Source organism: Pseudomonas sp. NPDC089395 (genome assembly GCF_044749525.1).
Taxonomy (GTDB): domain Bacteria; phylum Pseudomonadota; class Gammaproteobacteria; order Pseudomonadales; family Pseudomonadaceae; genus Aquipseudomonas.
In genome coordinates, this window is the sequence record NZ_JBIVID010000005.1 from 117037 (window position 1) to 138424 (window position 21388).

The following is a 21388-nucleotide window of genomic DNA, read 5'->3' on the forward strand; positions in this document are numbered from 1 at the left end:
GTGTCACTGATCGCTTCCGACCAATTCCGCATCGTTGTCGGCCTCGGCAAGAGCGGCATGTCCCTGGTTCGCTTCCTGGCGAACCGGGGCATTGCCTTTGCGGTCGCCGACACCCGCGAGCAACCGCCGGAACTGGAAACCCTGCGCCGTGATTACCCGCAGGTGGAAGTGCGTTGTGGGGAACTTGACGTGGACTTCCTGTGCCGCGCCAACGAGCTGTACGTGAGTCCCGGCCTGGCCCTGGCCACGCCGGCCTTGCAGCAGGCTGCGGCACGCGGCGTGAAGCTGTCGGGCGACATCGAGCTGTTCGCCCGCCATGCCAAGGCCCCGATCATTGCCATCAGCGGCTCCAACGCCAAGAGCACGGTGACCACCCTGGTCGGCGAGATGGCAGCCAAGGCTGGCAAGCGCGTGGCCGTCGGCGGCAACCTGGGCACGCCAGCCCTGGACTTGCTCGCGGATGATGTCGAGTTGTATGTCATGGAGCTTTCCAGCTTCCAGCTGGAAACCACCGATCAGCTAAACGCTGAAGTGGCCACCGTGCTGAACATCAGCGAAGACCACATGGACCGCTACAGCGGCCTGCCCGCTTATCACCTGGCCAAGCACCGGATCTTCCGGGGTGCCCGTCAGGTGGTGGTCAACCGTCAGGACGCGCTGAGCCGGCCGCTGCCAGTTGAAGGCCGCCCGTGCTGGACCTTCGGTCTCAATGCACCCGACTTCAAGGCCTTTGGCCTGCGCGAAGTCGATGGCGAGAAACACCTGGCTTTCGAGTTCCAGACCCTGATGCCGGCCCGCGAGCTGAAGATCCGCGGTGCGCACAACCAGAGCAACGCGCTGGCCGCCCTGGCTTTGGGCCATGCTGCCGGCCTGCCGTTCGCGCCGATGCTCGAAGCCCTGCGCGAGTTCGGTGGCTTGACCCATCGTTGCCAGTGGGTACGTGAGCGCAACGGTGTGAACTGGTACGACGATTCCAAAGCCACCAATGTGGGCGCCGCGCTGGCGGCTATCGAAGGCTTGGGCGCAGATATCGAAGGCAAGCTGGTGCTGATTGCCGGTGGTGACGGCAAGGGCGCCGATTTCGCGGCCCTGCACGAGCCGGTGGCACGCTTCTGCCGCGCCGTGGTACTGCTTGGCCGTGATGCCGAACGCCTGGCCGAAGCGCTGGGCGATGGCGTGCCGCAGGTTCGGGTCCAGACCCTGGATGAGGCCGTACAGCAATGCGCCGAGCTGGCCCAGCCGGGCGACGCCGTGCTGCTGTCGCCAGCCTGCGCCAGCCTCGACATGTTCAAGAACTTCGAAGAGCGTGGGCGCTTGTTCGCCCAGGCGGCGGGAGGGCTGGCATGATTTTCGGCATCCTCAAGCCCTACCCGTCACCGCTGATCAGCGGCCGTGGCATCGACCTCGACTTCGCCTTCCTGGCTGGCTGCCTGGCGCTGCTCGGCCTGGGCCTGGTGATGATTACCTCGGCGTCCTCGGAAGTGGCCGCGGTACAGTCCGGCAACCCGCTGTACCACATGTTCCGCCACCTGGTTTACGTGGTCATCGGGCTGGTCGCTTGCGGCGCCACCATGCTGGTGCCGATCGCCACTTGGCAACGCATGGGCTTCATGATGCTGGTCGGCGCCTTCGGCCTGCTGGTGCTGGTACTGGTACCCGGCATCGGCCGTGAAGTGAACGGCTCGATGCGCTGGATCGGTTTCAGTTTCTTCAACGTTCAGCCTTCGGAAATCGCCAAGGTCTTCGTGGTCATCTACCTGGCGGGCTACCTGGTTCGCCGGCAGACCGAGGTGCGCGAAAGCTGGATGGGCTTCTTCAAGCCGTTCATCGTGCTGCTGCCGATGGCGGGCCTGCTGCTGATGGAACCTGACTTCGGTGCCACCGTAGTCATGATGGGCGCCGCGGCGGCCATGCTGTTCCTCGGCGGGGTGGGGTTGTTCCGCTTCAGCCTGATGGTGGTGCTGGCGGTGGTCGCCGTGTTCGTCCTGGTCCAGGCGCAGCCCTACCGAATGGCGCGTCTGATCACCTTCACCGATCCCTGGTCCGACCAGTTCGGCTCCGGCTATCAATTGACCCAGGCGCTGATCGCCTTCGGTCGCGGCGAGTGGCTGGGCGTAGGCCTGGGCAACAGCGTACAGAAGCAGTTCTACCTGCCTGAAGCGCACACCGACTTCGTGTTCTCGGTGTTGGCCGAAGAGCTGGGCGTGGTCGGCTCGCTGGTGACCGTCGGGCTGTTCGTCTTCGTCACCGTGCGCGCCCTGTATATCGGCTTGTGGGCCGAGAAGGCCAAGCAGTTCTTTGCTGCCTACATGGCGTTTGGTCTGGCGTTCCTGTGGATCGGCCAGTTCCTGATCAACATCGGCGTGAACGTCGGCCTGCTGCCGACCAAGGGCCTGACCCTGCCGTTCCTTAGCTACGGCGGTAGTTCGCTGGTGATCTGCTGCGCTTGCGTGGGCTTGTTGCTGCGCATCGAGTGGGAAAGTCGCACGCACTTGGGCAGCGAGGAACACGAATTCAAGGAAAGTGATTTTGCCGAGGAGACCAGTCATGGCCGCTGACGGCAAGAACGTACTGATCATGGCCGGCGGTACTGGGGGGCACGTGTTCCCAGCCCTGGCCTGCGCCCGTGAATTCCAGGCCCGCGGTTACAGCGTGCACTGGCTGGGCACGCCACGAGGCATTGAGAACGAACTGGTGCCCCAGGCAGGTCTGCCGCTGCACCTTATCCAGGTCAGCGGCCTGCGTGGCAAGGGCAAGCTGTCGCTGCTCAAGGCGCCGTTCACCCTGGTCAAGGCCGTACTGCAGGCGCGGCGCATCATTCGCCAGCTCAAGCCGGCCTGCGTAGTGGGCTTCGGCGGCTACGTCACCGGCCCCGGCGGCGTGGCTGCACGCTTGTGTGGCGTGCCGCTGGTGATTCACGAACAGAATGCCCGCGCAGGTACCGCCAATCGGCTGCTGGTGCCGTTGTCGGCGCGAGTCTGCGAAGCTTTCCCCGGCACTTTCCAGGCCAGCGACAAGCTGCGTACCACTGGCAATCCAGTGCGCCCGGAGCTGTTCATGGACGCGCAGCGCGCGCCCTTGGCCGAGCGCCGTGCTCGCCTGCTGGTCATGGGCGGCAGCCTCGGTGCGGAACCATTGAACAAATTGTTGCCTAAGGCCCTGTCCGAGGTGCCTGCAGGCTTGCGTCCCGAGGTATTCCACCAGGCCGGAAAGAACCACGCGCCGATCACCGCCGAGCGTTATCACGAAGCGGGCGTCGAGGCTCAGGTAGAGCCGTTCATCAAGGACATGGCCCACGCCTATGGCTGGGCCGACATGGTGGTGTGCCGTGCCGGTGCCCTGACCGTCAGCGAACTCGCGGCGGCTGGCCTGCCTTCGATGCTGGTGCCTTTGCCCCATGCGATCGACGACCACCAGACCCACAACGCCCAATATCTGGCTCGGGAAGGCGCCGCCTTCCTCATGCCACAAGCGACAACTGGCGCAGCGCAACTCGCTGAACGCCTGAACGAGGTGCTGATGCAACCCGAGAAACTCAACACCATGGCCGGCACCGCAAGGCGCCTGGCCAAACCTGCCGCAACCAGCACCGTGGTCGATATCTGCCTGGAGGTGGCCCATGGTTGAAAGTCAGAAAGCCATGCCCCAGCCGAAGATGGGCCGCATCCGTCGCATCCACTTCGTCGGTATCGGCGGCGTGGGCATGTGCGGCATCGCCGAAGTGTTGCTGAACCTGGGCTATGAAGTGTCCGGTTCCGACCTCAAGGTCTCGCCGGTCACCGAGCGCCTGGAGTCGTTCGGCGCCGAGATCTTCGTCGGCCACCGTGCCGAGAACGCTGCCAACGCCGACGTGCTGGTGGTATCCAGCGCCATCAACCCGGCCAACCCGGAAGTCGCCACCGCCCTTGAGCGGCGTATTCCGGTGGTGCCGCGCGCCGAGATGCTCGCCGAACTGATGCGCTATCGCCATGGCGTGGCGGTAGCCGGTACCCACGGCAAGACCACCACCACCAGCCTGCTTGCCTCGGTGTTCGCTGCGGGCGGCCTGGACCCGACGTTCGTCATCGGTGGCCGCCTGACCGCTGCCGGCACCAATGCGCAGCTGGGTACCAGCCGCTACCTGATCGCCGAAGCCGATGAAAGCGACGCCAGCTTCCTGCACTTGCAGCCAATGGTTGCCGTGGTCACCAACATCGACGCCGACCACATGGCCACCTACGAAGGTGACTTCAACAAGCTGAAGAAAACCTTCGTCGAGTTCCTGCACAACCTGCCGTTCTACGGCCTGGCCGTGATGTGCCTGGACGATCCGGTGGTGCGCGAGATCCTGCCACAGGTCAAGCGCCCTACCGTCACCTACGGTTTCAGCGATGAGGCCGACATCCGCGCCATCAATGTGCGTCAGCAGGGCATGCAGACCCACTTCACCGTGCTGCGCCGTGACCGTGAGCCGCTGGACGTTTCGGTGAATATGCCCGGCAACCACAACGTGCTCAATGCCTTGGCTACCATCGCCATCGCCACCGACGAAGGCATCAGCGACGAAGCCATCGTCCAGGGCCTGTCCGGCTTCCAGGGCGTCGGCCGACGCTTCCAGGTCTACGGCGAGCTGCCGGTCGAAGGCGGCAGCGTGATGCTGGTCGATGACTACGGCCACCACCCGACCGAAGTGGCGGCAGTGATCAAGGCCGTGCGTGGCGGGTGGCCGAGCCGCCGCCTGGTCATTGTCTACCAGCCGCACCGCTACAGCCGCACCCGCGACCTGTACGACGATTTCGTGCAGGTGCTGGGCGATGCCAACGTGCTGCTGCTGATGGAGGTGTACCCGGCCGGCGAAGAGCCGATTCCGGGCGCCGACAGCCGCCAGCTGTGCCACAGCATCCGCCAGCGCGGCAAGCTCGACCCAATCTATATCGAACGTGGCGCGGAGCTCGCGCCGCTGGTCCAGCCGCTGCTGCGCGCCGGCGACATCCTGCTGTGCCAGGGTGCCGGTGACGTCGGTGGCCTGGCCCCGCAACTGATGAAAAGCCCGCTGTTCGCAGGCGCCAAGCAGGAGAAGTCGAAATGACCAGCGCCTACGACAAGCTGCATTCCACCCTCGATGCGAAAGCCTTCGGCCGCGTTGCCGTGCTTTACGGAGGCAAGAGTGCCGAGCGTGAGGTGTCGCTGAAATCCGGCGCCGCCGTGATCGACGCACTGACCACCGCCGGTGTCGACGTTGTCGCCATCGATGTGGGCGACGACCTGTTGGCCCGCCTGCAAAGCGAGAAGATCGACCGCGCCTTCATCATCCTCCACGGCCGTGGCGGTGAGGACGGCAGCATGCAAGGCCTGCTCGAGTGCCTGGGCATCCCTTACACCGGCAGCGGCATCCTCGCATCGGCCCTGGCCATGGACAAGCTGCGCACCAAGCAGGTGTGGCAGAGCTTGGGCATTCCGACCCCGCGTCACGCGGTGCTGGCCAGCGAGCACGATTGTATTGCCGCTGGCGCGGAACTGGGCTTCCCGTTGATCGTCAAACCAGCCCATGAAGGTTCCAGCATCGGCATGGCCAAGGTGAACAGCGTGGAAGAGCTGGTCGCCGCCTGGAAGGATGCCGCCAAGTACGATTCGCAAGTTCTGGTCGAGCAATGGATTCACGGCCCGGAGTTCACCATCGCCGTTCTGCGAGGCCAGGTGCTGCCGCCGATCGCCCTGGGTACGCCGCACGTGTTCTACGACTACGACGCCAAGTACATCGCCAATGACACCCAGTACCGCATCCCGTGCGGCCTGGACAGTGCCAAAGAGCAGGAACTGATCGCCCTGACCGCCCGCGCCTGCGATGCCATCGGCATCGAAGGCTGGGGCCGGCTGGACGTGATGCAGGACGAGCAGGGCCGGTTCTGGCTGCTCGAAGTCAACACCGCACCCGGCATGACCGATCATAGCCTGGTGCCCATGGCGGCCCGCGCGGCCGGCCTGGACTTCCAGCAACTGGTGCTGGCGATCCTGGCCGACAGCGTAGCGACGCGAGGTTAACGAACCATGCAAGGCGCAATGATACGTCAGCAGCAACCCGTTACCGGCCGTAGCAAGCCGGTGCCGCGCGGTGCCAGCCGACTGGTGGCTGACGAGCCCGTATCGGCGCGCCTGCCGCGGCCAAGCCTGGGTGGCCTCAAGCGCCTGCTGTGGCCGGTGCTGCTGGTGGCGGCCGGCTTTGGTGCCTACGAGGGCGCTATCCGGCTGATGCCCTACGCCGACCGGCCCATCAACAAGATCGACGTGCAGGGCGACCTCAGCTACATCAGCCAGCAGTCGGTGCAGCAGCGGATCGCGCCCTATGTCGCGGCGAGCTTCTTCAGCGTCGACCTCACGGCGATGCGCGCAGAGCTCGAGCAGATGCCATGGATCGCCCACGCCGAAGTGCGCCGGGTGTGGCCGGACGAGGTGGTGATCCGCCTGGAAGAACAGTTGCCGGTAGCGCGCTGGGGTGACGAGGCCTTGCTCAACAACCAGGGCGAGGCCTTCACCCCGCGCGAGCTGGCCAACTACGAGCACCTGCCGCAGCTGGCCGGGCCGCAGCGCGCTCAGCAACAAGTCATGCAGCAGTATCAGGTATTGAGCCAGATGCTGCGCCCCATGGGCTTTTCCATCGCTCGCCTGGAGCTGCGCGAGCGGGGCAGCTGGTTCCTGACCACCGGCGCAAGCAGTGCCGGGCCGGGTATCGAGCTGCTGTTGGGGCGCGACCATCTGGTGGAGAAGATGCGCCGTTTCATTGCCATTTACGACAAGACACTCAAAGAGCAGATCACCAACATCGCCCGCATTGATCTGCGTTATTCCAACGGACTTGCCGTTGGTTGGCGGGAACCGAACGCACCGACGACGGCCCAACCCGCCGTTGCGAAGAATTAGAGAGAGACAGGACCATGGCAAACGCGCATAGCGGCAAAATGATCGTCGGGCTGGACATCGGCACCTCCAAGGTGGTGGCGCTGGTGGGTGAAGTGGGCGAAGACGGCACCCTGGAGATCGTGGGGATCGGTACCCATCCGTCCCGTGGCCTGAAGAAGGGGGTGGTGGTGAACATCGAGTCGACCGTGCAGTCGATCCAGCGTGCGGTGGAAGAAGCCCAGCTGATGGCCGGCTGCCGCATCCACTCGGCGTTCGTGGGTGTTGCCGGTAACCACATTCGCAGCCTGAACTCCCACGGCATCGTCGCCATCCGCGACCGCGAGGTCAGCGTGGCGGATCTGGAGCGCGTACTCGACGCCGCCCAGGCCGTGGCCATTCCGGCCGACCAGCGCGTGCTGCACACCCTGCCGCAGGACTACGTGATCGACAACCAGGAAGGCGTGCGCGAGCCGCTGGGCATGTCCGGCGTGCGCCTGGAAGCCAAGGTCCACGTGGTGACCTGTGCCGTCAATGCTGCGCAGAACATCGAAAAATGCGTGCGCCGCTGCGGCCTGGAAATCGACGACATCATCCTCGAGCAGTTGGCCTCGGCCTATTCGGTGCTGACCGACGATGAAAAAGAACTGGGCGTGTGCCTGGTGGACATCGGTGGCGGTACCACCGACATCGCCATCTTCACCGAAGGCGCCATCCGCCATACCGCGGTGATCCCGATTGCCGGCGACCAAGTGACCAACGACATCGCCATGGCGCTGCGTACGCCAACCCAGTATGCCGAGGAAATCAAGATCCGTTACGCCTGCGCCCTGGCCAAGCTGGCCGGTGCCGGTGAAACCATCAAGGTGCCGAGCGTAGGCGACCGTCCGCCGCGCGAGCTGTCGCGCCAGGCCCTGGCCGAGGTGGTCGAGCCTCGTTACGACGAGCTCTTCACCTTGATCCAGGCCGAGCTGCGCCGCAGCGGCTACGAGGACCTGGTGCCAGCCGGCATCGTCCTCACCGGCGGCACCGCGAAGATGGAAGGTGCCGTGGAACTGGCCGAGGAAATCTTCCACATGCCGGTACGCCTCGGCGTACCGCACAGCGTTCGGGGGCTGAGCGACGTGGTGCGCAACCCGATCTATTCCACCGGTGTGGGCCTGCTCACCTACGGCCTGCTGAAGCAGTCCGAGGATTTGGTACTGACCGGTAACAGCAACAGCAGCAACAACAGCTATGGCGATGAACCGAAGGCCCCAGTGCTTGAACGCTTCAAGCGGTGGGTCCAGGGCAACTTCTAAGTTTCAAAGCAGTAGTGGTAGGCGCGACAACTAGAGAACTGTAAGGAGAGGGAAAATGTTCGAGCTCGTAGACAACGTCCCGCAAAGCCCGGTCATCAAGGTGATCGGCGTCGGCGGTGGCGGCGGCAACGCCGTCAACCACATGGTGAAGAGCAGCATCGAAGGCGTCGAATTCATCTGCGCCAACACCGATGCCCAGGCGCTGAAAAGCATCGGCGCACGCACCATCCTGCAACTGGGTACTGGCGTGACCAAAGGTCTGGGTGCCGGTGCCAATCCGGAAGTCGGCCGCCAAGCCGCGCTGGAAGACCGTGAGCGCATCGCCGAGGTGCTGCAGGGCACCAACATGGTGTTCATCACCACCGGCATGGGTGGCGGTACCGGTACCGGTGCGGCGCCGATCATCGCCGAAGTGGCCAAGGAGATGGGCATCCTCACCGTTGCGGTGGTGACCCGTCCGTTCCCGTTCGAGGGTCGCAAACGTATGCAGATCGCCGATGAAGGCATCCGCATGCTGGCCGAGAGCGTCGACTCGCTCATCACCATCCCCAACGAGAAGCTGCTGACCATCCTGGGCAAGGATGCCAGCCTGCTGTCCGCCTTCGCCAAGGCTGACGATGTGCTGGCCGGTGCCGTTCGCGGTATCTCCGACATCATCAAGCGCCCGGGCATGATCAACGTCGACTTCGCCGACGTGCGCACCGTGATGGGCGAGATGGGCATGGCGATGATGGGTACCGGTTGCGCCAGCGGCCCGAACCGTGCTCGCGAAGCCACCGAAGCTGCGATCCGCAATCCGCTGCTCGAAGACGTCAACCTGCAGGGCGCCCGCGGCATCCTGGTGAACATCACCGCAGGCCCTGATCTGTCGCTGGGTGAGTACTCCGACGTGGGTAGCATCATCGAAGCCTTCGCCTCCGACCACGCGATGGTCAAGGTCGGCACCGTGATCGACCCGGACATGCGCGACGAACTGCACGTGACCGTGGTAGCCACTGGTCTGGGCGCGCGCATCGAGAAGCCTGTCAAGGTAGTCGACAACACCCTGCAGACCGCTCAGCAGGCTTACGAGGCCTCTAACCCGGCCCCGTCCCGCCAGGAGCAGCCAGCAGTCAACTACCGTGACCTGGAGCGTCCGACCGTCATGCGCAACCAGGCGCATGCAGGTGCAGCTGCGGCAGCTAAACTCAACCCTCAGGATGACTTGGACTACCTGGATATCCCGGCCTTCCTGCGTCGTCAGGCCGATTAATGGAATTTATCAGGGGTATAAGGGTGATTGGTATTCAGCAAAGGCCGGGTCTGTTATCATCCCTAGCCTTTGTTGATACCTGTTCGCAATTAGCGCTGAAGCGGCCAATGCCATGATTAGACAACGCACCCTGAAGAATACCATCCGTGCCACAGGCGTCGGCCTGCACTCCGGGGAGAAGGTCTACCTGACCCTCAAGCCTGCGCCTGTCGATGCCGGCATTGTTTTCCGTCGCGCCGACCTCGACCCTGTGGTCGAAATCCCGGCGCGCGCCGCCAATGTCGGTGAGACCACCATGTCCACCACGCTGGTCAACGGTGACGTCAAGGTCGATACGGTCGAGCACCTGCTTTCCGCCATGGCGGGCCTGGGCATCGATAACGCCTACGTCGAGCTCTCCGCCTCGGAAGTGCCGATCATGGATGGCAGCGCCGGTCCCTTCGTATTCCTGATTCAGTCTGCTGGCCTGGAAGAACAGGACGCAGCCAAGAAGTTCATCCGCATCCTGCGCGAAGTAACGGTGGAGGACGGCGACAAGCGCGCTACCTTCCTGCCTTTCGAAGGGTTCAAGGTGAGCTTCGAGATCGACTTCGATCACCCGGTCGTCAGCGGCCGTACCCAGAGTGCCAGCGTCGACTTTTCCAGCACCTCGTTCGTGAAGGAAGTCAGCCGCGCTCGTACCTTCGGTTTCATGCGTGACATCGAGTACCTGCGCAAGCACAACCTTGCGCTGGGCGGCAGTGTCGAAAACGCCATCGTGGTCGACGAAGACGGCGTGTTGAACGAAGACGGCCTTCGCTATGAAGACGAATTCGTCAAGCACAAGATCCTCGACGCCATCGGCGACCTCTACCTGCTGGGCAACAGCTTGATCGGCGAGTTCAAGGGCTACAAGTCCGGGCACGCGCTGAACAACCAGCTGCTGCGCAAGCTCATTGCTGAAACCGATGCCTGGGAAGTGGTCACTTTCGAAGATGCCAGCACGGCACCGATCTCGTACATGCGCCCTGTTGCGGCCGTGTAAGTTCGAACACTCTCTAGTTCATTGAGGCCACCTTCGGGTGGCCTTTTTTATTGGCTGCCCTTGGCGTGGGCGGCCAAGCGTTCAAGGGCTTCGCGCAACTTGGGGTCGGCAATGCCCTCGGCGGAATCGCGAATGCTTTCGGCGGCATTGACCGACAACGCCGTGGTGTTGCCGCCACGCTTGGCCGGCACCAGCGGCGGCTGCACCTTGTACAGGATGCGCTGCAGGTTGCCGAACGCTTCCAGGGCCTGGAGCTGGCGCATCAGGCGTTTCTGCTGGTAGCGCAGGCGAGTGGCCCAGTGCCCGTCGGTGACCACCAGCAACAAGGTGCCATCACGCCAGGAGGCCACATGGCAATGCTCGCGGGCAGCCGGTTGCAGCTGGCTTTCCAGCAGGCGTTGCAGGTGGGCCAGGCGTTCGGCCTGGTTGAGCAGCAGGCGCAATGGGCGAACCTGGCGCAACAGGGCGGAGGGCGGCTGGGCAGGGGAGGGTTTGAAGGCCATGGGGGTACGCATGAGGTTACAAGATTGGCAGTTTAACATCTCTGGTGACGGTACCGGCCCTATCGCCGGCAAGCCGGCTCCCACAGGTGCTGCGCAGGGCTGAAGTCGGTGGATATTCCTGTGGGAGCCGGCTTGCCGGCGATAGGGCCGGTGCAGGCAATAAAGAATACGAGCCATTCTCGATACGTTTCATCACGCTCTGGGTTGAACTCAGGGAAAATGCCCTTATCTTAGAAACGCCCCCCCTAAACGCTGTGCCAGCATCGTGGACATCCACCACTTTCCTCACCATCGTTTCCGGGTAGAATGCTCGTTCGCATGCGGCCTCAGGGCTGCACGGGCGACTCATGGGGCCGCCCTCCATCCCTACGTGTGGAAGATCCTGCCGATATGTTTGCGCCTTTGTTAAAGAAACTTTTTGGAAGCAAGAACGAGCGTGAAGTCAAACGCATGCTCAAGACGGTGAACATCGTCAATGCCTTCGAAGAGAAAATGGTCGCCCTCTCCGATGAGCAACTGCGCGCCAAGACCGCAGAGTTCAAGGAGCGCCTGGCCAAAGGCGAGACACTGGACCAACTGTTGCCCGAAGCCTTTGCCGTGGCCCGCGAAGCCGGCAAGCGCGTGATGGGCATGCGCCACTTCGACGTGCAGCTGATCGGCGGCATGACCCTGCACGAAGGCATGATCGCAGAAATGCGTACCGGTGAAGGCAAGACCTTGGTCGGTACCCTGGCTGTTTACTTGAATGCGCTGTCCGGCAAAGGCGTGCACGTGGTCACGGTCAACGACTACCTGGCCCGCCGTGACGCCAACTGGATGCGTCCCCTGTACGAATTCCTCGGTCTGTCCGTGGGCATCGTCTCGGCCTTCCAGCCGCCGGAAGAAAAACGCGCCGCTTATGCCGCCGACATCACCTACGGCACCAACAACGAATTCGGCTTCGACTACCTGCGCGACAACATGGCATTCAGCCAGGAAGAGAAGTTCCAGCGTGAACTGAACTTCGCCGTAATCGACGAAGTCGACTCGATCCTCATCGACGAAGCCCGTACTCCGCTGATCATCTCCGGCCAGGCCGAAGACAGCTCCAAGCTGTACATCGAGATCAACCGCCTGATCCCGCGCCTGACCCAGCACATCGAAGAGGTCGAAGGCCAGGTCACCCAGGAAGGCCACTTCACCATCGACGAGAAGAGCCGCCAGGTCGAGCTCAACGAGCTGGGTCACCAGTTCATCGAAGAGATGCTGACCCAGGCCGGCCTGCTGGCCGAAGGCGAGAGCCTCTACTCGGCGCACAACCTGGGCCTGCTGACCCACGTTTACGCCGGCCTGCGCGCACACAAGCTGTTCCACCGCAACGTCGAGTACATCGTCCAGGACGGTCAGGTCCTGCTGATCGACGAACACACCGGCCGGACCATGCCGGGTCGCCGCCTGTCCGAAGGCCTGCACCAGGCCATCGAGGCAAAAGAGAACCTGAACATCCAGGCCGAAAGCCAGACCCTGGCGTCGACCACCTTCCAGAACTACTTCCGCCTCTACACCAAGCTGTCCGGCATGACCGGTACTGCCGACACCGAAGCGTTCGAGTTCCAGTCGATCTACGGCCTCAACGTCATGGTCATCCCACCGAACAAGCCGTTGGCGCGTAAGGACTTCAACGACCTGGTGTACCTGACCGCCGATGAGAAATACGCCGCGATCATCGCCGACATCAAGGAAAGCATGACCCTGGGCCGTCCGGTGCTGGTGGGTACGGCGACCATCGAAACCTCCGAGCACATGTCGAACTTGCTGAAGAAGGAAGGTATCGACCACAAGGTACTGAACGCCAAGTACCACGAGAAGGAAGCTGAGATCATCGCCCAGGCCGGTGCCCCGGGCGCGCTGACCATCGCCACCAACATGGCCGGCCGTGGTACCGACATCCTGCTGGGCGGTAACTGGGAAGCTGAAGTCGCGGCCCTGGAAAACCCGAGCGCCGAGCAGATCGCCCAGATCAAGGCCGATTGGCAGAAGCGTCACCAGCAGGTGATCGAGACAGGTGGCCTGCACGTGATCGCTTCCGAGCGCCACGAGTCGCGCCGTATCGACAACCAGCTGCGTGGCCGTTCCGGCCGTCAGGGTGACCCAGGCTCCAGCCGTTTCTACCTGTCGCTGGAAGACAGCCTGATGCGTATCTTCGCCTCCGACCGGGTGAAGAACTTCATGAAGGCCCTTGGCATGCAGTCCGGCGAGGCCATCGAGCATCGCATGGTCACCAACGCCATCGAGAAAGCACAGCGCAAGGTCGAAGGTCGCAACTTCGACATTCGTAAGCAGCTGCTCGAATACGACGACGTGGCCAACGAACAGCGCAAGGTGATCTACCACATGCGCAACAGCCTGCTGGCCGCCGAGAACATCGGCGACACCATCGAGGAATTCCGCAAGGAAGTGCTCGATGCCACCATCAGCCAGCACATCCCGCCGCAGTCGCTGCCTGAGCAGTGGGACGTGGCCGGCCTGGAAGCAGCGCTGTCCAGCGACTTCGCCATCAAGTTGCCGATCCAGCAGTGGCTCGACGAGGACGACCACCTCTACGAGGAGACCCTGCGCGAGAAGCTGCTGAAGGAAATCACCGACGCCTACACCGAGAAGGAAGACCAGGCCGGCATCGACGCCCTGCGTACCTTCGAGAAACAGATCCTGCTGCGCGTGCTGGACGACCTGTGGAAAGACCACCTGTCGACCATGGACCACCTGCGCCACGGCATCCACCTGCGCGGTTATGCGCAGAAGAACCCGAAGCAGGAGTACAAGCGCGAGTCGTTCAGCCTGTTCCAGGAACTGCTCGAGTCGATCAAGCGCGACACCATCCGCGTGCTCTCGCACGTTCAGGTACGTCGCGAAGATCCGGCCGAAGAGGAAGCCCGTCTGCGCCGCGAAGCCGAAGAGCTGGCCAGCCGCATGCAGTTCCAGCATGCCGCCGCGCCAGGCCTTGAAAGCGAGCAGCTGAGCGAGGAGGGCGCCGAAGTGGCCGTGGCCGCTGCCCCGGTGCGCAACGAGCAGAAGCTGGGCCGCAACGAGCCGTGCTGGTGTGGTTCGGGCAAAAAATTCAAGCATTGCCATGGTCAAATCGAGTGATCTGACCTGATTGTTGTATCGTGACAAACCTGGGGGCCGCATTGCGGCCCCCTTTTTCCATATTCACGGTTTTCTAGGAGCGCTCTAATGGCTGTTGGTCTTGGTCCTTTGCCCACCCTGCACCCGGTTCCGGGTTTTGAACTCGGCATCGCCTCTGCGGGCATCAAGCGCCCAGGGCGCAAGGACGTAGTGGTGATGCGCTGTGCCGAAGGCTCCAGCGTTGCTGGCGTGTTCACCCTCAACGCGTTCTGCGCCGCGCCCGTGATCCTCTCCAAGCAGCGCGTGCAGGGCACCGTGCGCTACCTGCTGACCAACACAGGCAACGCCAACGCCGGTACCGGCGCGCCGGGCCTGGCCGCCGCCGAGCGTACTTGCGCCAAGCTGGCGGAACTGACCGGTGTACCTGCCGAGGCAGTGCTGCCGTTCTCCACCGGCGTAATCGGTGAGCCGCTGCCTGTCGAGAAGATCGAAGGCGCCCTGCAGGCCGCGCTCGACAACCTTTCGGAAAATAACTGGGCCGAAGCCGCCACCGGCATCATGACCACCGACACCTTGCCCAAGGGTGCCAGCCGCCAGTTCCAGCACGATGGCGTGACCGTCACCGTGACCGGTATCAGCAAAGGCGCCGGCATGATTCGCCCGAACATGGCGACCATGCTCGGCTACATCGCCACCGACGCCAAAGTCGCCCCGGCTGTGCTCAAGGACCTGATGCTCGACGGTGCCAACAAGTCTTTCAACCGCATCACCATCGATGGCGACACCTCGACCAACGACTGCTGCATGCTGATCGCCACCGGCAAGGCCAACCTGCCGGAAGTCACCGAAGCCAGCGGCGCGCTGTTCGAAGCGCTGAAAAAGGCGGTGTTCGAAGTGTGCATGGAAGTGGCTCAGGCCATCGTCCGTGACGGCGAAGGCGCCACCAAGTTCGTGACCGTGCAGGTCAACGGCGGCGGCAACCACCAGGAGTGCCTGGATGTCGGTTACGCCGTGGCCCACTCGCCGCTGATCAAGACCGCGCTGTTCGCCTCTGACCCGAACTGGGGCCGTATCCTGGCGGCCGTGGGCCGTGCCGGCGTACCGGAGCTGGATGTCAGCCTGATCGACGTGTACCTGGACAGCGTCTGCATCGCCAGCAAGGGCGGGCGCAGCCCGAGCTACACCGAAGCCCAAGGTTCGGCGGTGATGGCGCAGGAAGAGATCACCATCCGTATCGAGCTGGGCCGTGGCCAGTGCAGCGAAACCATCTGGACCACTGACCTGTCCCACGAATACGTGAAGATCAACGCCGAATACCGTACCTGATTCAAGGGCCTCATCGCCGGCAAGTCGGCTCCCACAGGTTTTGCACTGCTCTTCTTGTGGGAGCCGGCTTGCCGGCGATGGGCTGCAAAGCAGCCCCAAAACCCCAAACAAATGGAGCCGACCCATGAGCTATCACCTGATCATCGGCGACAAGCTGTATTCCTCCTGGTCGCTACGCGGCGCCCTGGCCCTTGAACTGGCTGGCGTGCCCTACGAAGAAACCCTGATCAAGCTGAACCAGCCCGACACCCGCCAGCGCCTTCTCGCTTTCTCCGCCACCGGCAAGGTGCCGCTGCTCAAGACCGAGCACGGCGTGATCGCCGATTCCCTGGCCATCGCCGAATACCTCAACGAACAGCACCCCGAAGCGCAACTGTGGCCTGCCGACGTGGCAGCGCGTGCCCAGGCCCGCTCGGCCTGCGCGCAGATGCACAGTGGTTTCTTCGCCTTGCGCGGGGCCATGCCGTTCGACCTGTCCCGTGACCAGGCGCTTGAAGACGTGCCGCTGGATGTGCAGGTGGACATCGACCGTATCGTTGCGCTGTGGTCCGAATGCCGTCTGGTGGCCAAGGACGGCGGGCCGTTCCTGTTCGGCAGGCCAACCTTGGCCGATGCCTTCTTCGCCCCCGTGGCCGTGCGCTTGCGCACCTACCGCGTGGAGGTGCCCGCTGCGGCGGCGACCTATATCGAGACCATTTACCAGTGGCCGGCCTTCAAGGCCTGGCAGCAAGCAGGCCTGGCGGAGCGTGAAGGGTGAAACGGATTTATGTAGTAGCAGCCGTCATTCGCGGCACCGACGGCCGTATCCTGATTGCCCGGCGCGCGGATACCCAGCACCAGGGCGGCCTGTGGGAGTTCCCCGGCGGCAAGGTGGAGGAGGGCGAGGGCGTCGAAGCAGCCTTGACCCGTGAGCTGCGCGAAGAGCTCGGTATTGAAGTGACCCGATCCAGGGCGCTGATCAAGGTCAGTCACGATTACCCGGACAAACAGGTCCTGCTGGACGTTCGCGAGGTCGAGGCATTCACGGGCGAGCCCCATGGCGCCGAAGGCCAGCCACTGGCCTGGGTGGCACCCCGGGAGTTGGCGCAATACGCGTTTCCTGAGGCCAACAAGCCGATCGTCGCCGCAGCGCGCCTGCCGGACCAGTACCTGATTACCCCGGACGGCCTGGAAGTGCCTGCGCTGCTCAAGGGTATCCAGAAGGCGGTGGCATCGGGCATTCGCTTGATCCAGCTGCGTGCACCGGACATGTACGACCCTAAATACCGCGACGTTGCGGTGGATGCGGCGGGCCTGTGTGCGGGCAAGGCGCAGCTGATGCTCAAGGGGCCGCTGGAGTGGCTGGGCGACTTCCCGTCGGCCGGTTGGCACCTGACTGCCGCGCAACTGCGCAAATATGCGGCCAAGGGGCGGCCGTTCCCGAAAGATCGGTGGCTGGCGGCGTCCTGCCACAGCGCCGAGGAACTGGCGTTGGCCGAGCAGATGGGGGTGGATTTCGTCACCTTGTCGCCGGTACAGGCGACCCAGACCCATCCAGAGGCGCAGCCGCTGGGGTGGGATGAGGCGCAGCGGTTGATTGCCGGGTTCACTCACCCGGTGTTCTTGCTGGGTGGCGTTGGGCCGTGTGACCGGGAGCAGGCCTGGGAAGCTGGGGCTCAGGGTGTAGCCGGGATTCGGGCGTTCTGGCCGGAGATCTGAGTGGTTGGGGCCGCTGTGCGGCCCTTTCGCGACACAAGGCCGCTCCTACAAGTGAGCGCGATCTCCTGTAGGAGCGGCCTTGTGTCGCGAAAGGGCTGCAAAGCAGCCCCTGCGATTTCAGCCGCGAGGTTTCTCAGCAGGTTCCCACAGAACCTCTGCAACCCCCTGCCGCCGCCCGATGATCCGCGCCGCCACGAACAGCAGGTCGGATAGCCGATTGATATACGCCAACCCCACCCCCTCCAGCGGCTCCACGGCATTCAACTGCTGACACCGCCGCTCGGCACTGCGCGCCAGGCTTCGGCACACATGCGCCTGGGCGATCAATGCCGAACCACTGGGCAGGATGAAGTTCTTCAGCGGCCCCAGTTCCTCATTCCAAACGTCAATGGCGCCCTCCAGGCGCTCTACCTCGGCCTGGTTCAATGCCTGATAGCTGGGCATCGCCAACTCACCGCCGAGGTCGAACAAGCGGTGCTGACACGGCGCCAGAACCGTGCTTACTTCTTCCAACCCTTGCTCGGCCAGGCCCGCCAGCAGCAATCCAAGCTGGCTGTTGAGGCTATCCACCTCGCCAATCGCTTCGATCCGTGGATGGTCCTTAGGCACCCGGCGCCCATCGCCCAGGCCGGTTTCGCCCTTGTCGCCGGTGCGGGTGTAGATCTTCGACAGGCGATAGCCCATGTCATGCCTCCGTGGTGTTCGGCGCGGCCGTTGCCGGCTGGCCGAGGGGCAGGCGCAGGGTGAAGCAGGTGCCCTGGCCGGGCGTGGACTGCACTTCCATCTGCCCCTTGTGGTTGTTGGTGATGATGAAGTACGACACTGACAGGCCAAGCCCGGTGCCCTGGCCGATTTCCTTGGTGGTGAAGAATGGCTCGAAGGTGCGCTTGCGCACCGCTTCGGGCATGCCGACGCCATTGTCCTCGACCTGAATTTCAGCCCAGGGTGGGTTGAGCCGGGTGCGCAGGATAATGCGTCCGGGTTCGTTGGGTTGTGGCCGCTGGTGGATAGCCTGGGCGGCGTTTTTCAGCAGGTTGAGCAGCACCTGCTCCAGTTCGTTGGCCGTGCAGGGCACAGGCCCGAGGCTGGGGTCGAACTGACGGATGATGGCCTGGCCCTTGAAGTCGAAGCCGATAGCCAGGTCGAAGTCGTTACTGGCGATCTCCACTGCCTGGTCGATCAGCGACGGTAGGTCGCAAGGCGCCAGTTGGCGGTTGCTGCGGCGGCTGAAGCTGAGCATGTGGGTGACAATCTTGGCTGCCCGGGCGCCGGCTTGCTGGATGCCGTCGAGCAATTGCGGCACTTCCCGGCTTTCCAGGTAGCGGCTGACGCTGGGCAGGTCGATGCCCATCTCGCTGGCCTGCTCCTGATTGCGCGGCAGCTCCGGCGACAGGCGCCGGCGGATGTTCTGCACGTTGTGCAGGATCGCCCCCAGCGGGTTGTTGATTTCGTGCGCCATGCCGGCTGCCAGGCCACCGACCGAGAGCATTTTCTCGGACTGCACCATCATTTCTTCCAGTGACAGGCGCTGGGTGATGTCGTCGATGCGGATGACCACGCCTCGGCCGCCGCCGCCCATCAGCGGGTAGAAGGTCAAGGCGTAATGGCGCAGGTCGTCGTCCTTGGGCCAGGTGACCCGCTCGATCTTCGCCACCCGATGTTTCTCCACGGTTTCCTTGAGCTGCGGCAGAAACGGCTTGAGCGGTTCGAAGGCGATGAATATCGGCTGGTTCAGCGCCTCGTCCAACGGTGTCCCGGAGAGCACCGTGGCCTCGTGGTTCCATTGGGTGACGTAGAGCTGCTCGTCGAGGGCGATCAGCGCCGACGGCATGGAGTCGATGATGCTGTTGAGGTAGTTCTGGAAGCCCGTCAGCTTCTTCTCGATCTTGCTGCGCACCTGGACTTCCAGCTCCAGCTTGCGGTTGGTATGGCGGGTTTCCTCGGCCAGGCCCTGGGCCTGGTCAAAGGCCATCTGGAACTCGTCACGGGTGCGCTTGAGCTGTTGCTCGCGGGCTTCGATGCGCGACAGCATGGTGTTGAACGCCTGGGCCAGGCTGCCGATCTCGTCGTCGTTGCCGCGGGTGGCGCGCAGGGCGTAGCTCTCTTCACGGGTGACCTGGCGGCTGAGCTCTTCGAGCTGATTGATCGGCTGGGTGATCAGGCGTTTTATCTGCCGGGCGATCACCAGCCACAGCAGCACGCTGAACACCAGGATCGCCAGGCTGGCGCTGAGCGTGCCGGTGTAGAAGGCGGTCGGCAGTTCGCTGCTGGCCACCAGCAGCAGGTGCGCGGGTGGGCTGGCGTCGCGGGGGATGCGAATCAACTGGGTACTGCGAAACTCCATCAGGCGCCAGCCATCGATGTTGCGGTAGCGCTTGGGCAGGGCCAGCGGTTCGCCGTGCTGCAACTGCGCCAGCATGCGCCCGTCGCCGCCATACAGGGCCGCTGCGCGCAGGGGCGTGTAGCTGTCCAGCTCCTTGAGCAGGGCAGTGGCGTTTTCTGCATTGTCACCCGCGCGGGCCGACAGCTGTGGGTTGGCCACCAGGCGGCCGATGGTCTGCAAGGCCTGGGGCGCCATGCTCTCCTGGGTGATCCAGTAGGCGGCGCTGATGAAGGTCAGGTTGGCTACCAGCAGGATGGTCACCAATAGCACCAGTAAGGCGGCCAGCAGCTTCTGCCCGACCGGGAGGTTTTCCAGGCGTTGGCGCAAGGTCATGGGCAAGGCAATGTCCGTATCCGGTTGTAGGGGCCGCGTCAGGCGCTGGGCAAGTCGCGCGCTCGCAGGTTATCGACCAGGCGCTGGTGCAGGTGTTCCAGCTGTGGCAGCGCCACGCCGTGCCGCGCCGCCGTTCGGCAGGCGTGGCCGAGCAGGTAATGCACCTCTGTACGCCGGCCGGCGCGCACGTCCTGGTACATGGAAGAGTAGTTGGCTGCGGTGGCAAGGATTACCCGTTGCACTTCCTCACCCAGGTCGTCGGCGGCTTTGGGTTGGCCGCAGTGCTGCAGCAATTGGCCCAGCTCCGTGCACAAGCCGTCGATTTCATCCAAATGTCCGAGCAGGCCGCCGTTCTGGCAGTCGTGCAGCACGGTCAATGGGTTGATCGCGCAATTGAGCGCCAGTTTGCGCCACAGACGGGTGAGGATGTCCACCGTCCATTCGGCGGGGATGCCGGCTTCCTGCAGGTCGTCGAACCATTCGGGTACGGCGGGATTGGCTGCATCGCCCAGCCAGTTGAAACCTTGCCCGGCAAAGCGCACCCGCCAGTCGTCCTCGCGGAACGCGCCTTCGGTGCTGGAGGCGAAGATGCAACGGGCGTGGGGCACTTGGTCGGCGACTTCGTCCTGACTGCCCAGGCCATTCTGCAGCAACACGATTTCCGCGCCCTCGGCCAGGCGTGGGGCCAGGCGCGCGACAGCAGGCGCGGCGTCATAAGCCTTGCAGGCCAGCAGCAGGCGGTGGATCGGCCCGCTGGCGTCGGCCGTTTCGGCGGGGATCGCGAAGCGGGTGGTCTGGTCCTGTTCGGCCAGGGTCAGGCCGCCAGCTTGTTGATAGGCCTGCAGCCGCTGCCCATCGCGCAGGATCAGACGTGTTGCCTTGCCCGCCCGTGCCAGGCGGCAGGCCCAGAGGCTGCCGAGGCTGCCGGCGCCGAGAATATGCCAGGTGCTGCTCATCTGCGTTTCGCAACCCGTTATAATGAGTCCGCATTTTAACCGTCAAACCCCGCGCGCTCCATCATCACGCCGAGCGCGCTTTTATTTTGGGAGATCAACCATGCCTTCGTTCGACGTGGTATCGGAACTGGACAAGCACGAAGTGCAGAATGCCGTCGAAAACGCCATCAAGGAGCTCGATCGCCGTTATGACCTCAAGGGCAAGGGTAGCTTCGAGTTCAAGGAAAAGGAGCAGACCGTGCTGCTGACCGCCGAAGCCGAGTTCCAGCTCGAGGCGATGATCGAAATCCTGCGTCTGGCGCTGGTCAAGCGCAAGATCGACGTCAAATGCCTGGAAACCAAGGACGCCTACGCTTCCGGCAAGGAAATGAAGCAGGAAGCCAAGTTCCGTGAAGGCATCGACAAGGAGCTGGCGAAGAAGATCGTCGCCCACATCAAGGACGCCAAGCTCAAGGTCCAGGCCGCCATCCAGGGTGAGCAGGTGCGTGTTACCGGCAAGAAGCGTGACGACCTGCAGGAAGCCATTGCTGCCTTGCGTGCCAAGGAATTCGACATGCCGCTGCAGTTCAACAACTTCCGCGACTGATCGAAGCGCTGTCCGGAACCCCGATGGCGCAATGATGTCCATGGGGAC

The 21388-nt window shown here is 63.6% G+C and carries 18 protein-coding genes and 2 pseudogenes; 15 read left to right on the top strand and 5 right to left on the bottom strand.

Annotation, left to right across the window (positions count from 1 at the left end; translation table 11 throughout):
- From murD to lpxC, 9 genes are all read left to right on the top strand, one after another.
- The gene (gene murD / locus ACIPZG_RS13380; RefSeq protein ID WP_400714333.1) at positions 1-1347 is read left to right on the top strand and encodes a UDP-N-acetylmuramoyl-L-alanine--D-glutamate ligase; all 1347 of its coding nucleotides are present in this window, start codon (positions 1-3) and stop codon (positions 1345-1347) included.
- The gene (gene ftsW / locus ACIPZG_RS13385) at positions 1344-2558 is read left to right on the top strand and encodes a putative lipid II flippase FtsW (RefSeq protein ID WP_400714336.1); all 1215 of its coding nucleotides are present in this window, start codon (positions 1344-1346) and stop codon (positions 2556-2558) included. The genes murD and ftsW overlap by 4 nt, the downstream gene beginning before the upstream one ends.
- Positions 2548-3627 (top strand): undecaprenyldiphospho-muramoylpentapeptide beta-N-acetylglucosaminyltransferase, encoded by a 1080-nt coding sequence (gene murG / locus ACIPZG_RS13390; protein WP_008097586.1) that lies wholly within the window; start codon positions 2548-2550, stop codon positions 3625-3627. Before ftsW ends, murG begins: the two co-directional genes overlap by 11 nt.
- Positions 3620-5068 (top strand): UDP-N-acetylmuramate--L-alanine ligase, encoded by a 1449-nt coding sequence (murC, locus tag ACIPZG_RS13395; RefSeq protein WP_008097588.1) that lies wholly within the window; start codon positions 3620-3622, stop codon positions 5066-5068. The genes murG and murC overlap by 8 nt, the downstream gene beginning before the upstream one ends.
- Positions 5065-6021: a D-alanine--D-alanine ligase gene (locus ACIPZG_RS13400; protein WP_400640567.1), complete on the top strand. Its 957-nt coding sequence runs from the start codon at positions 5065-5067 to the stop codon at positions 6019-6021. The genes murC and ACIPZG_RS13400 overlap by 4 nt, the downstream gene beginning before the upstream one ends.
- A 6-nt stretch (positions 6022-6027) precedes the next feature.
- Positions 6028-6897 carry a cell division protein FtsQ/DivIB gene (locus ACIPZG_RS13405; protein WP_400714339.1) on the top strand — a complete coding sequence of 290 codons (870 nt, stop codon included), beginning with the start codon at positions 6028-6030 and terminating at the stop codon, positions 6895-6897.
- Between the two features lie 14 nt (positions 6898-6911).
- On the top strand, positions 6912-8174 hold the full coding sequence (gene ftsA, locus ACIPZG_RS13410; protein WP_261744857.1) for a cell division protein FtsA: 1263 nt from the start codon (positions 6912-6914) through the stop codon (positions 8172-8174).
- A gap of 55 nt (positions 8175-8229) precedes the next feature.
- Complete coding sequence (gene ftsZ, locus ACIPZG_RS13415; protein WP_008097598.1) at positions 8230-9426, top strand: cell division protein FtsZ; 1197 nt, start codon at positions 8230-8232, stop codon at positions 9424-9426.
- A 112-nt stretch (positions 9427-9538) separates the two neighbouring features.
- Complete coding sequence (gene lpxC / locus ACIPZG_RS13420; protein ID WP_008097600.1) at positions 9539-10450, top strand: UDP-3-O-acyl-N-acetylglucosamine deacetylase; 912 nt, start codon at positions 9539-9541, stop codon at positions 10448-10450.
- Between the two features lie 47 nt (positions 10451-10497).
- On the opposite strand, the gene ACIPZG_RS13425 is transcribed toward lpxC, so the two are convergent.
- The gene (locus ACIPZG_RS13425; RefSeq protein ID WP_400640572.1) at positions 10498-10953 is read right to left on the bottom strand and encodes a DUF721 domain-containing protein; all 456 of its coding nucleotides are present in this window, start codon (positions 10951-10953) and stop codon (positions 10498-10500) included.
- A 390-nt stretch (positions 10954-11343) separates the two neighbouring features.
- Here ACIPZG_RS13425 and secA point away from each other — a divergent pair, with 390 nt between their 5' ends.
- The 4 genes from secA to ACIPZG_RS13445 all read left to right on the top strand — a co-directional run bounded on the left by secA (position 11344) and on the right by ACIPZG_RS13445 (position 17082).
- The gene (gene secA / locus ACIPZG_RS13430) at positions 11344-14079 is read left to right on the top strand and encodes a preprotein translocase subunit SecA (RefSeq protein WP_400714342.1); all 2736 of its coding nucleotides are present in this window, start codon (positions 11344-11346) and stop codon (positions 14077-14079) included.
- An 87-nt stretch (positions 14080-14166) separates the two neighbouring features.
- Positions 14167-15384, top strand: coding sequence for a bifunctional glutamate N-acetyltransferase/amino-acid acetyltransferase ArgJ (argJ, locus tag ACIPZG_RS13435; RefSeq protein WP_400714345.1), 1218 nt, complete (start codon positions 14167-14169; stop codon positions 15382-15384).
- A gap of 124 nt (positions 15385-15508) precedes the next feature.
- Positions 15509-16141: a glutathione S-transferase family protein gene (locus tag ACIPZG_RS13440; RefSeq protein ID WP_400714348.1), complete on the top strand. Its 633-nt coding sequence runs from the start codon at positions 15509-15511 to the stop codon at positions 16139-16141.
- Positions 16138-17082, top strand: a complete 945-nt coding sequence (locus ACIPZG_RS13445; protein WP_400714351.1) for a Nudix family hydrolase — start codon at positions 16138-16140, stop codon at positions 17080-17082. Before ACIPZG_RS13440 ends, ACIPZG_RS13445 begins: the two co-directional genes overlap by 4 nt.
- Positions 17083-17199: 117 nt before the next feature.
- Here ACIPZG_RS13445 and ACIPZG_RS13450 read toward each other — a convergent pair whose 3' ends face one another.
- Positions 17200-17766, bottom strand: a complete 567-nt coding sequence (locus tag ACIPZG_RS13450; RefSeq protein WP_400714354.1) for a cob(I)yrinic acid a,c-diamide adenosyltransferase — start codon at positions 17764-17766, stop codon at positions 17200-17202.
- Position 17767: 1 nt separating this feature from the next.
- Positions 17768-19114, bottom strand: a complete 1347-nt coding sequence (locus ACIPZG_RS13455) for an ATP-binding protein (protein WP_400714820.1) — start codon at positions 19112-19114, stop codon at positions 17768-17770.
- Between ACIPZG_RS13455 and ACIPZG_RS13460 the strand changes: the two are divergent.
- Positions 19073-19165, top strand: a pseudogene (locus ACIPZG_RS13460) (hypothetical protein); the annotation flags it as partial. The gene ACIPZG_RS13455 and the pseudogene ACIPZG_RS13460 sit on opposite strands and share 42 nt — an antisense overlap.
- Here the strand turns inward: ACIPZG_RS13460 and ACIPZG_RS13465 are convergent.
- A pseudogene (locus ACIPZG_RS13465) lies at positions 19157-19798 on the bottom strand (PAS domain-containing sensor histidine kinase); the annotation flags it as partial. The pseudogenes ACIPZG_RS13460 and ACIPZG_RS13465 sit on opposite strands and share 9 nt — an antisense overlap.
- Positions 19799-19836: 38 nt before the next feature.
- Entirely contained in the window at positions 19837-20754 is a 918-nt protein-coding gene (locus tag ACIPZG_RS13470; RefSeq protein WP_400714357.1) for a putative 2-dehydropantoate 2-reductase, read from the bottom strand.
- A gap of 100 nt (positions 20755-20854) precedes the next feature.
- Between ACIPZG_RS13470 and ACIPZG_RS13475 the strand changes: the two genes are divergently transcribed.
- On the top strand, positions 20855-21340 hold the full coding sequence (locus tag ACIPZG_RS13475) for a YajQ family cyclic di-GMP-binding protein (protein ID WP_012312882.1): 486 nt from the start codon (positions 20855-20857) through the stop codon (positions 21338-21340).
- Positions 21341-21388: the final 48 nt, after the last annotated feature.